General features: G+C 43.7%; 10 protein-coding genes and 2 pseudogenes. 9 read left to right on the top strand and 3 right to left on the bottom strand.

Annotation, left to right across the window (positions count from 1 at the left end):
* Position 1: 1 nt before the first annotated feature.
* Together NI465_RS08460 and NI465_RS08455 are read left to right on the top strand one after the other, a co-directional pair.
* Complete coding sequence (locus NI465_RS08460) at positions 2-874, top strand: MBL fold metallo-hydrolase (RefSeq protein ID WP_253145009.1); 873 nt, start codon at positions 2-4, stop codon at positions 872-874.
* 68 nt (positions 875-942) lie between these two features.
* Positions 943-1,724, top strand: a pseudogene (locus tag NI465_RS08455) (sulfite exporter TauE/SafE family protein).
* A gap of 168 nt (positions 1,725-1,892) precedes the next feature.
* On the opposite strand, the pseudogene NI465_RS08445 reads toward NI465_RS08455, so the two are convergent.
* Positions 1,893-2,423: pseudogene (locus NI465_RS08445) on the bottom strand (transposase); the annotation flags it as partial.
* Positions 2,424-2,643: 220 nt separating this feature from the next.
* Here NI465_RS08445 and NI465_RS08440 point away from each other — a divergent pair.
* On the top strand, positions 2,644-3,681 hold the full coding sequence (locus tag NI465_RS08440; RefSeq protein WP_005262073.1) for a metallophosphoesterase: 1,038 nt from the start codon (positions 2,644-2,646) through the stop codon (positions 3,679-3,681).
* Positions 3,682-3,746: 65 nt separating this feature from the next.
* On the opposite strand, the gene NI465_RS08435 is transcribed toward NI465_RS08440, so the two are convergent.
* A complete protein-coding gene (locus NI465_RS08435) occupies positions 3,747-4,169 on the bottom strand; it encodes an OsmC family protein (protein ID WP_121979955.1) in 423 nt (140 codons plus the stop codon).
* A gap of 147 nt (positions 4,170-4,316) precedes the next feature.
* On the opposite strand from NI465_RS08435, the gene crp reads away from it, so the two are divergent.
* From crp to clpB, 4 genes are all read left to right on the top strand, one after another.
* On the top strand, positions 4,317-5,024 hold the full coding sequence (crp, locus tag NI465_RS08430; RefSeq protein ID WP_004280141.1) for a cAMP-activated global transcriptional regulator CRP: 708 nt from the start codon (positions 4,317-4,319) through the stop codon (positions 5,022-5,024).
* A gap of 173 nt (positions 5,025-5,197) precedes the next feature.
* Positions 5,198-6,247 carry an NADP(H)-dependent aldo-keto reductase gene (locus NI465_RS08425; protein WP_191112402.1) on the top strand — a complete coding sequence of 350 codons (1,050 nt, stop codon included), beginning with the start codon at positions 5,198-5,200 and terminating at the stop codon, positions 6,245-6,247.
* A gap of 143 nt (positions 6,248-6,390) precedes the next feature.
* The gene (locus NI465_RS08420) at positions 6,391-6,756 is read left to right on the top strand and encodes an antitoxin Xre/MbcA/ParS toxin-binding domain-containing protein (RefSeq protein WP_004646580.1); all 366 of its coding nucleotides are present in this window, start codon (positions 6,391-6,393) and stop codon (positions 6,754-6,756) included.
* 251 nt (positions 6,757-7,007) lie between these two features.
* Positions 7,008-9,587, top strand: a complete 2,580-nt coding sequence (gene clpB, locus NI465_RS08415) for an ATP-dependent chaperone ClpB (protein WP_253145008.1) — start codon at positions 7,008-7,010, stop codon at positions 9,585-9,587.
* Positions 9,588-9,772: 185 nt separating this feature from the next.
* On the opposite strand, the gene rlmKL is transcribed toward clpB, so the two are convergent.
* Positions 9,773-11,977, bottom strand: a complete 2,205-nt coding sequence (gene rlmKL / locus NI465_RS08410; protein WP_004280136.1) for a bifunctional 23S rRNA (guanine(2069)-N(7))-methyltransferase RlmK/23S rRNA (guanine(2445)-N(2))-methyltransferase RlmL — start codon at positions 11,975-11,977, stop codon at positions 9,773-9,775.
* 232 nt (positions 11,978-12,209) lie between these two features.
* Here rlmKL and NI465_RS08405 point away from each other — a divergent pair, with 232 nt between their 5' ends.
* Positions 12,210-12,554, top strand: coding sequence for a hypothetical protein (locus NI465_RS08405; protein WP_219309680.1), 345 nt, complete (start codon positions 12,210-12,212; stop codon positions 12,552-12,554).
* 224 nt (positions 12,555-12,778) lie between these two features.
* Complete coding sequence (locus NI465_RS08400; protein WP_004280134.1) at positions 12,779-13,795, top strand: aspartate carbamoyltransferase catalytic subunit; 1,017 nt, start codon at positions 12,779-12,781, stop codon at positions 13,793-13,795.
* Positions 13,796-13,800 lie beyond the last annotated feature (5 nt).

Genomic DNA, 13,800 nt, shown 5'->3' with positions numbered 1-13,800 from the left:
GATGTCAAACTTACCTATAGTAAAAGATTTTTTTCACGAAGATACCAATACCTTCAGTTATGTTGTACGTGATCCGGCGACCAAAGCCTGCGCTATTATTGATAGCGTTCTGGATTATGATCCGGCATCGGCAAGTACCTCAACTGTTCATGCCGATAAGATTATTGCCTATATTAAAGAGCAGGGTTTAACGGTTGAGTGGATTCTCGAAACCCATGTCCATGCTGATCATCTGACTGCAGCGCAATATCTTAAAGCTGAGTTAGGTGGCAAGATTGCCATGAGCCAGAAAATTGGCATTGTACAGGAAACTTTTGGCGCGATTTATCATCTGGATATTAAACAATGGAATGCCCAGCAGCTCTTTGATTATTTATTTGAAGATCATGAGTCGTTCCAAATCGGAACATTGAAGGCCTATAACATTCCAACACCGGGACATACGCCTGCTTGTCTGAGTTATGTGATTGGCGATGCGGTTTTTGTGGGTGATACGTTGTTCATGCCAGATTATGGTACAGCACGTTGTGATTTTCCGCGAGGCAGCGCAGAACAGCTTTATGATTCGGTGCAAAGCCTGTTTCAGTTGCCAGAAGATACCCGGGTCTTTTTATGTCATGACTATCTGCCTGAAACACGTGAATCGTATGTGTGTGAATCTGATATACAGACGCAGAAAAAACAGAATATCCATATTCATCAGGGAATCAGTAAAGCTGAATTTGCTCAGATGCGAAATCAGCGGGATTCAGGACTGAGTATGCCTAAGCTGATTCTACCGGCGATTCAGATCAATATGAAAGCAGGACAGTTTCCTGAGCCAGAACAAAACGGTGTTTCTTACCTCAAGCTTCCTCTTAACTACTTCAAATAAGCTTGTGTCGTGATTCAACAAAAAGTTCAACCTTTATTGAATCATTTTTGTGGATAAGGGAGAGGGCGATGTGGGCATTAATACTTGAAGGGCTAGTTATCGGAGTGCTATTGGGTTTGACCGGTGCCGGTGGCGGTATTCTGGCTGTACCTGCACTGATGACGACCCAGGGTTGGACGGTGGCCCAGGCTGCGCCGGTGGGATTGCTTGCGGTCACGCTGTCGGCCTTGGTCGGAACGTTCGAGGGTTTGTTCAAGCGTATTGTACGTTATCGCGCTGCCCTCTGGATTGCTCTCATTAGTATTCCTACAGCGCGTTATGGCTTGCATCTGGCCGATATCGTTTCTCCGGTCTGGCTGACGCTGGCTTTCAGTCTGGTCATGCTGATCGTGGCTTACCGGATCTTTTTTAATAAAGTGACCGATCATGGCAATGCACCGTGCAAGGTCAATCAATCGACCGGTCGTCTGATCTGGAATGTCAAAACTGCTTCGTTCCTAGCAGGTATTGGTGTTGTGGCAGGTTTATTAACCGGTCTGTTGGGGGTGGGGGTGGTTTTGTAATTGTTCCAGCCCTGCGTAAATTCACCGACCTTGATATGCGCAGTATCGTTGCGACTTCCCTGATGATTATTTTCCTGATTGGTGGGGTCAGTATTTCTGCACACGTGCTGGATGGCTTTCAATATCCTGTTTCGGTTACGCTGACCTTTGTCCTGGCCTGTATTGTCGGGATGTTAATTGGACGCAGTCTGATGCAGCGGATTGACAGTAACAAGGTACAGAAAATATTTGCCACTACCGTGGTTGGGGTGGCGATGTATTTAATCTATTCAGCGCTCATGGGCTAAATAGCCAGTTGGAAATTTAAACTCAAACGCTTTCAATCTACCTGAGCATCGTTTATACAAAATATAATTTTAATGGCCGAGGAAGAATGAAAATGATGAAAACTGCAGAGCAATTGATCCAGAATGCAAAAAGCCGGATTCAGGAAGTCAGCGTAAATGAACTGTTTGAAGCGATGCAAAACCATCAACCAATTGCTCAACCATTTTTATGTCAGCAACATGTCCATTCGATAAAGCAGAACAACTAATTTCACCAAATTGGTTCATCACGATATGTAATTTACAGCCATAAAACCAACCCATAGAACTTTTGCCACGTGATGCGATTTGGGCTAATGATTTATGGCATTGAATACGTTGATTTTTACAAACAGGTAGCGTTGTTGAATCAATCTATAAGTATTGTTTATCTTTGCCTTTCATCAAAGCTACATACAGGGCATGTAGTGCTAATTCATGCCTATTGATCAAGTGAATCATGCGTTGGCAGCAAGGCAAGTGCTTAAATAAAAAGCTTTTATCCAGCTTTAGCCATGTAAAAAAGGCTTTGAAATTATTGAAATGAGAACATTTGTACCAAATGGTGATAAAGCAGATTTCTGAAATTGTGAGCTGAGCATTTCTGATTCTTAGAGAATGATGACTTTGTTTGAGGAACTTCCAATAAGTTGCTTCAAATTTAAGAAAGAAATCATCAATTAAGCAGAATCGGTACTATTGAACATCAGGACTAGAGTTGTGAGTTTGGTTTGGTAACTCAACTGATGGCTCTAGTCCTCTTATTTTTCAAGTCAATTTCTTATCCGTGATTCGGGTTAAATTATTTAAATGATGATTCATTCTGTATTCAGATCTTCATAAATTTAAAGGATACTTATTAGGGATATATTCTGTTTTAGACTTAATTCAGGATGCATAAATGAAGTACTCATTTATACAGCAGGCTTTCACTGGTCCCGTGGACATCGTGGGGGATATTCATGGTGAGATTGCCGCGCTGGAACAACTGATCCAGGTATTAGGTTATGACCGGAATGGTCATCATCCAGAACAGCGCAAACTAATTTTTGTCGGTGATCTATGTGACCGGGGGCAAGACAGTGTTGCGGTGATCAAACGCGTCAAACAGCTGGTAGATGAAGGCTATGCACAATGTGTGATGGGTAATCATGAATTGAACCTATTGACCGATACTTTGCGGGAAGGCAATGGCTGGTTTTTTGGTTCACCGCATCAGGATGATCTGAAACCTTTTGATTCGATCCAAGCCTCAATCAAAGATCGACAATGGATTCTGGATTTTTTAAATAGCTTACCGTTGGCCTTGGAGTCGGAGCAGCTGCGTGTTGTGCATGCCTGTTGGCATCAAGGATCAATTGATCAATTACGCAATTCTGGTTTTACTTCGCTTGGCGAAGCCTATGCTGATTTCGTTCAACATACAGCGCTGGATCTGCAAGCCTTAGGTATTAATGAATTCATCCAGATAGAGCAGCAACGCTACCAACACCAGTTCAAAGACCCGGCTGCAACTTTACCTTTATTGCAACATCTCGCAGAAAAAGAGCTACGTGAGCAAATGCACAATCCGATTCGGGTCATTACTTCTGGTGCGGAAAAAATCGCCTTAGAACCGATTTATGCCGGTGGAAGGTGGCGGATGATCGACCGCGTGCCATGGTGGGACAGCTATACCGACCAAATTCCAGTCATTACTGGACATTATTGGCGGAACTTTAAATCTACTGAAGAAAAAACCGGTTTACTCAAATCGATCGATGCACTGCAATGGTATGGACAGCAACAAAACGTATTTTGTGTGGATTATTCAGTGGGTAAACGCTATCTCGATCGTCAACAGGGTGTCGCGTTCAGACATCGACTCGGCGCCTTAAGATTTCCAGAAAATATCTTGAGCTTTGAAGATGGCAATCAGTATTCAGTTCAGCGGTTCTGAGAAAAGGCAATTTTCTGATACAAAAAAAGCAGCTTTTCCAGCCGCTTTTTTACAGAATCTAGATTTTATTCTGCTTCGATTATTTCATAATCATGGGTGATTTCAACGCCGCCATCAGACAGCATTTTGCTGGCAGAGCAATATTTTTCAGCAGAAAGTTCTACGGCTTTTGCGACCTGTTTCTCTTTAATCGCTTTGCCGGTCACTACAAAATGCAAGTGAATTTTCGTGAATACTGCCGGAATTGTATCTGCACGTTCAGCCTTTAATTCGCAGCGTACATCGGTAATATCCTGACGAGCCTTCTTTAAAATGGTAACAATATCAAAAGACGCACAGCCGCCCAGACCAGTTAAAAGTAGCTCCATTGGACGAGGACCACGGTTTTCACCACCGTATTCAGCTGAACCATCCATGATAATAGTATGACCACTTTGAGTTTTTGCTTTAAAAGCAACATTCTCTAACCAATGAACGCTTGTTTGCATTGAAACTACCTAAAAAAAGCTATAAATTTGTCAAGTAACTGTACACTAACATAAATTGGGTTGATACGGAATTTCAATCCCACTGTGTGACAAGTTCACATTAGGTCTTGTGCGATCTATAAATTATCCATAATCGGAACTGTTAGCATGACTTCAAACTTTTCACAATTAAGCACTGATGCGCTTTCTCCGGGGCAATTACCAGAATCCGTGAAAGCACTGTTAAAACGTGCATATATTAATCGTTATCCAAAACGTACCACGATCATTGATGCAGGATCAGAATCTAAATCTTTATATTTAATTCTGAAGGGGTCTGTATCTATCATTCTTCGTGAAGATGATGATCGTGAAATTGTCGTGGCTTATTTAAATGCGGGTGACTTCTTTGGGGAAATGGGTCTATTCGAGGTTAATCCACAACGTACTGCGGAAGTTCGTACGCGTGATGTGTGTGAAATTGCCGAAATTACCTATGAAAACTTTCACGAAATCAGCAAGCAATATCCTGATCTGAGCTATGCGGTATTTGCTCAATTAGTACGTCGTTTGAAAAATACCACACGTAAAGTTACTGATCTGGCATTTATTGATGTTTCAGGCCGGATTGCACGTTGTCTGATCGACCTGTCTTCACAGCCAGAAGCGATGATTTTGCCGAATGGCCGTCAGATTCGTATTACCCGTCAGGAAATTGGTCGCATTGTTGGCTGTTCCCGCGAAATGGTCGGACGTGTACTAAAAACCCTGGAAGAGCAGGGCATGATCGAAACCGATGGTAAAGCCATCCTGATCTTTGATGCTTCATTAGAAGAAGCATCTGAAGCAGTGGCAGATGGTGCCATAGACGAATAATCCAGATATTAAAAAGCAAATCTTCGGATTTGCTTTTTTTATGCGTCATTACTCAATACATAAAAATTTAGAACAAGCTTCTCAGAAAAGATGATTTAAGTCTCCCTTATAATTCCGATAGGTTATAGCCCACTTAATCTCAATTCACTGAATAAAATTCACAGGATGTTTTTATGCAATTCAGACCGTTGGCGGATACCGGCATTCTTTTGCCAGAAATTTGTTTGGGCACCATGACCTTTGGTGAGCAGAACACGCAAGAACAGGCTTTTCAGCAACTGGATTATGCCTTAGATCAGGGACTGTATTTCTGGGATACTGCGGAAATGTACCCGGTACCGCCAAAACCTGAAACGCAGGGCGCCACCGAGCGCATGATTGGAAACTGGATCGCTGCCCGTGGTGGCCGTGACAAACTTTTTTTAGCCTCAAAAATTGCCGGACCATCGCAAGGTGGTAGTCATATCCGGGATGGTAAAACCCGTTTTGTTGCCGATGAAATTTCAGCAGCAATAGACCAGTCATTGTCACGCCTGCAAACGGATTATATCGACCTGTATCAGTTACACTGGCCACAACGCCCCACCAATTTCTTTGGCATGTTGGGTTATGGCAATGCTGAAGCGGCAGAAGACCGTGCCGTAACGGATCTGGAAGAAACCCTGACTGCCTTGCAGGATGAAATTAAAAAAGGCCGTATCCGTTATATTGGTCTTTCCAATGAAACCCCGTGGGGCACGATGAAATTTCTGCACCTCGCAGAGAAATTAGGTTTGTCCAAATTTGTCAGTGTACAAAACCCATATAACCTGCTGAACCGTACTTATGAAATCGGCATGTCAGAAATTGCCCATTATGAAGGTGTGGGCTTGTTGGCGTATTCACCTTTGGCATTTGGTTATCTGACCGGTAAATTCCGGCATGGTGCACGTCCTGCCAATGCGCGTGTAACACTGTTCTCCCGCTTTAGCCGTTATAGCAATCCGCAAAGTGAATGGGCAACCGAGCAATATGCCCAGCTGGCAGAACAGCATGGCTTAAGTCTTACCCAATTGGCTTTGGCCTTTATCAAGCAGCAGTTCTTTGTGACCAGTACCATTATCGGTGCGACCAATCTGGATCAGCTCAAAGAAAATATTCAGGCTTTTGAAGTCGACCTGTCTGAAGAAGTACTGAAAGGTATTGAAGATATTCACCGTCAACAGCCGAATCCGGCACCATAATCATGGTGTTGTTATTTTAAAGCACCCTCCAAGCGAGGGTGTTTTAATTTTATGAGAAATTAAATTTGATGATAAACAACATGGCCGGAAAACAATAAAAGCAGCATAATCGAAATAAGACGCATCAAGATGATTTGATAAAAATGAATAGTGAAACAGGTATTTCTAAATCCCAAGTATTAGCTATAGCAGTATTCAACTTAGCTGAGCAGTTGCAACTGAAAGAATTCGAACTTGCATTGATTCTGGGTTTATCTGAGGCGGAATTATCTCTGGTTATAAATGAAAAAGAATTAGAACCAGATACTACAGCAGGCGAAAAAGCTATAGCTTTAGTAAATATCTATCAAAAGTTATTTAGCTTGCATGGTGGAGACTTGAGCTGGATGCGCCATTTTATCAATTCACCTAACAAGCTTTTGAATCATCAAACGCCAAGATCCTTGATGCAAACAGAACATGGTTTGAGTGAAGTATTGCGATTACTAGGAAGGTTGCAACCGTACTAAAAATATCTCTCTATTCTCTACTAAGCTGAAAAATAGCAGAGTAAATTAAATAAAATATGAATTGTTTATCTTCACCTTAAAAATTCTTCTAACCTCACTTGAAATATGATTTGATTACACCAATATTATTATTAAAAACTGTCTAAATGTTTATATTAAGTTTTTGAAAAATATATAAAAATGATTTGAAATTTTATCAAGTGCACCCATATATCCATCAAGTAGAACATTTGTTGTGAGGAATAACAAGAATGCGTTTTGAAAAATTTACCAATCGCCTGCAGCAGATCCTTTCAGATGCACAAGTCTTCGCTATGAGCAAAGACCATACCGCAATTGAACCGATTCATCTTCTCCATGCAGTTTTAAAAGAAGCTTCTTATGCAAGCTTATTACAGCAAGCAGGTGCAAATTTAGTTGAGCTGCAAACGAAGCTACAACAAGCCCTCAATGATGCGGCAAAATTATCAAATCCGTCAGCGGACATTAATGTAAATCCTGAAGCTTATAAAGTACTGACATTAACGGAGAGTTATGCACAAAAAGCCGGAGATGAATTCGTTAGTGTTGATTGGTTGATTTTAGCACTGGCTGAAACAGGATCTACGCAAAAAATACTCAGTAGTGTCGGCGTAAAAGCAGATCTACTGAAACAGCTGATTAATCAAATCCGAGGCGATGAAAAAGTCATGAGCAACAATTATGAAGATCAGCGTGATTCACTGAATAAGTACACCATTGATTTAACTGAACGTGCGTTGGCAGGCAAGCTTGATCCTGTGATTGGCCGTGATGATGAAATCCGTCGTACTATTCAGGTCTTGTCACGCCGTACCAAAAATAACCCGGTACTTATCGGTGAGCCAGGGGTCGGTAAAACGGCGATTGTCGAAGGTCTGGCGCAGCGGATTATTAATGGTGAAGTGCCTGAAGGACTCAAAGGGAAGCGTGTTTTATCTCTAGATCTAGGTTCTTTGCTGGCTGGCGCCAAATACCGTGGTGAGTTTGAAGAGCGCTTAAAAGCGGTTCTGAAAGATATTGCCAAACACGAAGGTGAAATCATCCTGTTTATCGACGAGTTGCATACGCTGGTGGGTGCCGGTAAAGGTGATGGCGCGATGGATGCCGGTAACATGCTGAAACCTGCGTTGGCCCGTGGCGAGCTGCGCTGTGTCGGTGCGACCACACTGGATGAATATCGTCAGTATATTGAAAAAGATGCAGCGCTGGAACGTCGTTTCCAGAAAGTACTGGTCGATGAGCCAAGCGTGGAAGATACCATTGCGATTCTGCGTGGTCTGAAAGATCGCTATGCCACCCATCACGGGGTACAGATTCTGGATTCCGCGATTATTGCGGCGGCGAAAATGTCACATCGTTATATCACCGACCGTCAGTTGCCGGATAAAGCTATTGACCTGATTGATGAAGCAGCATCGCGCATCAAAATGGAACTCGATTCTAAACCAGAAGCACTGGATAAACTGGAACGCCGTCTGATTCAGTTAAAAATGCAGCTGGAAGCGGTGAAAAAAGATGAAGACTCAGGTGCCAAAGCTGAGATTCAATACTTGTCCGATCAGATCGCCACAGTTGAAAAAGAGTATCATGACCTGGAAGAAGTCTGGCGTGCAGATAAAGCGCTGGTCGAAGGCAATAAAGACGTACAGATCAAACTGGATCAGGCACGTACAGCACTTGAAAAAGCGCAACGTGAAGGTGATCTGGGCGAGGCCGCGCGTTTGCAATATGGCGTGATACCAGAGTTGCAAAAGCAGCTTGAACTGGCTGAAAAAGCCGATGAAAGCGCAACGCCAAAATTGCTGCGTAACAAAGTCACCGACAATGAAATTGCTGAAGTAGTGAGTGCTGCGACCGGTATTCCGGTTGCGAAAATGCTGCAAGGCGAGCGTGACAAATTGCTACATATGGAAGAATTCCTGCATAACCGTGTAGTAGGGCAAGATGAAGCCGTGGTGGCGGTATCCAATGCAGTACGCCGTTCACGTGCCGGTCTGTCAGATCCGAACCGTCCAAGTGGGTCATTCCTGTTCCTGGGGCCAACGGGTGTCGGTAAAACAGAATTGACCAAAGCCTTGGCGAATTTCCTGTTTGACAGCGACGATGCCATGGTGCGTATCGATATGTCAGAATTTATGGAAAAACATTCGGTCAGCCGTTTGGTTGGTGCGCCTCCGGGCTATGTCGGTTATGAAGAAGGTGGGGTGCTTACTGAAGCCGTACGTCGTAAACCGTATAGTGTGATCTTGTTTGATGAAGTCGAAAAAGCGCATCCGGACGTATTTAACATCTTGCTACAGGTACTGGATGATGGCCGTTTAACTGACTCGCAAGGCCGGGTAGTGGACTTTAAAAACTCTGTGATCGTCATGACTTCGAACCTGGGTTCGCAGGATGTACGTGAATTGGGCGGTAATGCCACAAAAGAAGAAGTCCGTACGGTGGTGATGAATGCGGTATCGGAACATTTCCGTCCAGAATTTATTAACCGTATTGATGAACTGGTAGTGTTCCATGCGCTGGAAAAAGACCAGATTCGCGGTATTGCCGATATCCAGTTGAACCGTTTACGTCAACGTCTGGCAGAACGTGATATGCGCTTGTCGGTAGATGACAGTGCTTTCGATCAGTTAATCGATGCTGGCTTTGATCCACTGTATGGTGCGCGCCCCCTGAAACGTGCAATCCAGCAGCGTATTGAAAATGGTCTGGCGCAGAAAATCCTGGGCGGAGAGTTCCAGCCGGGCGATACCATTCTGGTGAAAGCTGAAGTAGGTGAGTTAATCTTTGAAAAAATGAAACTTAACTAAACCACTTCTCCTTGCAACAAAAAACCCAGCCTAGGCTGGGTTTTTTTTAATCTTATTGTTAACTTCGAGCATTGCAACACTTTTGTATTCTTGTTGCGGCGAGCTTTAAAGCATGGCTTAAAACTCAGCTCAGGGAAAATAAAGAAGATATCAATCGTGATAAAGACAGTTAATTCATCATCAAATTACACTTGCGGATGACGGATTTTCCAGGCACGGTGAATCTTTTGATTCCGCTTGAAGTCAGGTCCAATGGTTTCCTGGGTAATTTCTTCAACATCAAAGAAGGCCAGAATTTCTTCATCCATCTCAAAACCACGATAGTTATTTGAGAAATACAAGGTACCATCAGTGGTTAAGCGGTTCATCGCACGTTTTAACAGGGACAAATGGTCGCGCTGTACGTCAAAGGTCCCGTAGAATTTCTTCGAGTTTGAGAAGGTTGGTGGGTCGATAAAGATCAGCTCATATTGCTCATGACCTTCTTTTAGCCATTCGAAACAGTCAGAGGCAAAGAACTGATGCTGTTCATCCGCATGATCCACGGTTAAGCCGTTCAGAACAAAATTTTCTTTAGACCAGTTCAAATAAGTATTCGACAGATCGACGCTGGTTGTACTTGCAGCACCACCCAAAGCAGCATGTAAACTTGCCGTTGAGGTATAGCTGTACAGGTTCAGGAAGTGTTTGCCTTTTGCTTCACGTGCAATACGTAAACGCATTTGACGGTGATCCAGAAACAGACCGGTATCCAGATAATCGGTCAGGTTGACCAGAATCTTGGCTTGACCTTCCTGAACGATAAAACGCTTGGATGCTGTACTTTGTTTGGTGTACTGGTTTTTACCTTCCTGACGTGCACGGGTCTTGATAAAGATCGCATCACGGCCCAAACCGGTCACGGCACGAATGGCCTGTAAGGCCAGGTTGAAACGTTTTTTGGCTTTTTCCGGATCAATAGTTTTAGGTGGCGCATATTCTTGTACATGCAAACGCTCGCCATACAGATCTACTGCGACGTTAAAATCAGGTAAATCTGCATCATAGAGACGTAAACAATGGATCTGTTCCTTGACTGCCCATTTTTTTAGAGCTTGCATATTTTTGGTCAGACGGTTGGCAAACTCCATCGCACCTTCAATCGGTTCAAACTGCTGAGGCTGCCAGCTTTCTAGGAATGGACGTACCACTGCGGCCGGTTTAACCGTACCGAAGCGGATATAGATCGGCAATTTACCATTCATCAAACGCAGGATTTGCGGATCATTGAACGCCAGCACATCGGCCTGTTCCACTTGGGAGGCAATCACAGCCGCTTTTTGATTCGGGAAATTCTTTTGCAATAAAGCCGATAAACCCAGGTATAAAGAACGGTTTTGCGCTTTATCGCCGAGACGTTCGCCATATGGCGGGTTGGTCACGAAGAATACTTTCTTGCCTTCTGCATGGAAATCAGGCCAGTCATTTAAAGTCCGTTCTTCGATCATGATATTGTCGAGAGCAGCTTCAAAACCCGCCGCGATAATATTTTGTCTGGTGGCTTTAACCGCTTCCCAGTCCGCATCGAAGGCATAGAATTGTGGTAATGGATTTTCCATTGCCGCTTGATGACGTTCAGCAGCTTCGGCCTTGATGCTCATCCACAGTTCATGGTCATGGCCATTCCAGCCATTAAAACCGAAACGACGGACCAGACCCGGTGCACGGTCGGTCAAAATCATTAGGGATTCAATAATAAAGGTACCTGAACCACACATTGGATCGACAATGATGTCCGGATTTAACGCTTTTAAACCACCTTTTTGCAGAATCGCAGCGGCCAGGTTTTCCTTGATTGGGGCGTCAGTCATAAAGCGGCGATAACCGCGTTTATGCAAAGAGTCGCCAGACAGGTCCAGGCAGTAAGTATGTTCTTTCTTGCCTGCCAGAATATACATGGTAATTTCAGGCTGTTTGGTATCAATGCTTGGACGTTTGCCTACGGCTTCCATAAAGGAATCTACGACACCATCTTTGGCACGTAAAGTCGCAAACTGGGTATTGACCTTGATATCACGTTCGACATGCAAACGAATCGCAAAGGTACTTTGTGGTGCAAAAATCAGCGACCAGTCAAAGCTGAGAGCCCCTTCATAGAGTTCTTCTGCCACATCACGGGCATCATGAGAAAATTCAATTTCATGCGTGTGGATCGGCATCAAGACACGTGAAGCCAGACGTGACCACATGCAGATACGATAAGCATTTTCCAGTGTACCTTTAAAGGTTAAACGGCCTGGAAAACGCTCAATATTCTGAACACCTAAGCCTTGTATTTCTTCTTCTAATAAGGTTTCCAGACCATCGGCACAGGTGACCCAATAATTGCTTAAACGTGGAGAGGTATTCATATAATAGAGAGACCAAAAAAGATAAATAAAAAACTGCGCTAAGTTTACCGTATTTTTATATTGAAAGCTTTTGAAATTCTCTGAAAGGCCGTGGCATGTGATAGAGAAAAATAATATTCACACTATAAATTGAGGAACTGGTATGCATTTTGCTCTATACATGGCAAATCAGGCGGTCAGTCGATGGGGAGCGATGGCTGCCTGATTTTTCAATTTTATAATGGGGGTTAAGATGTTAGAGAATCAGTTACGCAACCATGACGCTTTTTCAGTGGCCACTTTAATCTATGCGCGTTTACGACGTGTTTCAGGTCGGGTGATTGATGCAATTTATCTGGTAGAGAACCTGGATTATGCCCGGCATGTGATTCAACTGGCAGAGCAGACCCAAGACCCAGATTTGAATCATCTGATCCAGCGCCTGAAAATGGTACTGGAGATTTCGGAAACAGCACAAGATTCACCAACAGAATCTGCACACCCAAGCCAGCAGGAAGGGCTGATCTCGGTCGAACCGGATGAAGACGATATCTATCGTGCACAGGTGTCACATCGTTATATTGGTGCACTGCGTTAAACTTGAGATGGGTGTGAATGCTCCAGACTGAAGCGCCCGTTGGTTTTGTACTTAAAATCAGCAAGATGCAAATCGGGTTAAATTATCTTATTGAAAAAATACAAAGGAATCTGATTTTTTATTTTTATTGTTCAGATGCTTTTTGTACAAGTAGCAGCGTGGCCAACTATAAAAATTCGCCAATCTCTGTATAATATGTTGACTTAACGCATAAGGAATCTCTCATGCACTTGGCGGCATTGCATACACCGAGCCAGATTCAACTCAATAAAGAAGGTAATCTAAAACACTTCTTGACCATCGAAGGTCTTTCTAAAGAAACCCTGACAAAAATATTGGACACTGCGCAGTCCTTTTTTAATGACCAAAATCAGCTGATCACCAATAATTTGCTCGAAGGTAAAACGGTGATGAACCTGTTCTTCGAAAATTCTACCCGTACCCGCACCACCTTTGAAGCCGCTGCCAAGCGCCTTTCTGCCAACGTTCTCAATATTGATATTGCCCGTTCGAGTACTTCTAAAGGTGAAACCCTGCGTGACACGTTATGGAATCTGGAAGCCATGGCGGCCGATATTTTTGTGGTACGTCATTCATCTTCAGGGGCAGCGCATTTTATTGCCAAAGATGTCTGCCCAACGGTGGCAATTATTAATGCCGGTGATGGCCGTCATGCGCATCCGACTCAAGCGATGCTGGACATGCTGACCATTCGCCGCGAAACCAATAAAAAATTCGAAGAAATGTCGATTGCCATTATTGGCGATATCAAGCATTCACGTGTCGCGCGTTCAGATGTAGCCGCCTTGCAAACTTTAGGCTGTCAGGATATCCGGGTGATTGCACCGAATACCTTGCTGCCATTAGGCTTTGAAGAATATGGCGATGGTGTTCGTCTATTTAACAATATGGAAGACGGCATCAAAGACTGCGACGTGATCATTACCTTACGTATTCAAAACGAGCGGATTGATTCTCCGGCACTGGCCTCGCAAGCTGAGTTCTACAAAATGTATGGCTTGAATAAAGAACGTCTTGCCATGGCCAAACCGGATTGTATCGTGATGCATCCGGGACCAATGAACCGCGGCGTTGAAATCGACTCAAGTATTGCGGATGGTCCGCAATCTGTGATTTTGAAGCAGGTGACCAATGGTATTGCCGTGCGTATGGCGGTGTTGGCTTTATCGATGCAAGGCCAGTTACAAGAACAAGGTTTGATTGAAGCGATTGCGGGTTAAGGAAT

The sequence above is a fragment of the Acinetobacter lwoffii genome (assembly GCF_024129855.1).
In the GTDB taxonomy this organism is placed as follows: domain Bacteria; phylum Pseudomonadota; class Gammaproteobacteria; order Pseudomonadales; family Moraxellaceae; genus Acinetobacter; species Acinetobacter lwoffii_L.
The sequence above is the reverse complement of the archived record's forward strand: the minus strand, read 5'-3'. Positions and strand labels throughout refer to the sequence as shown.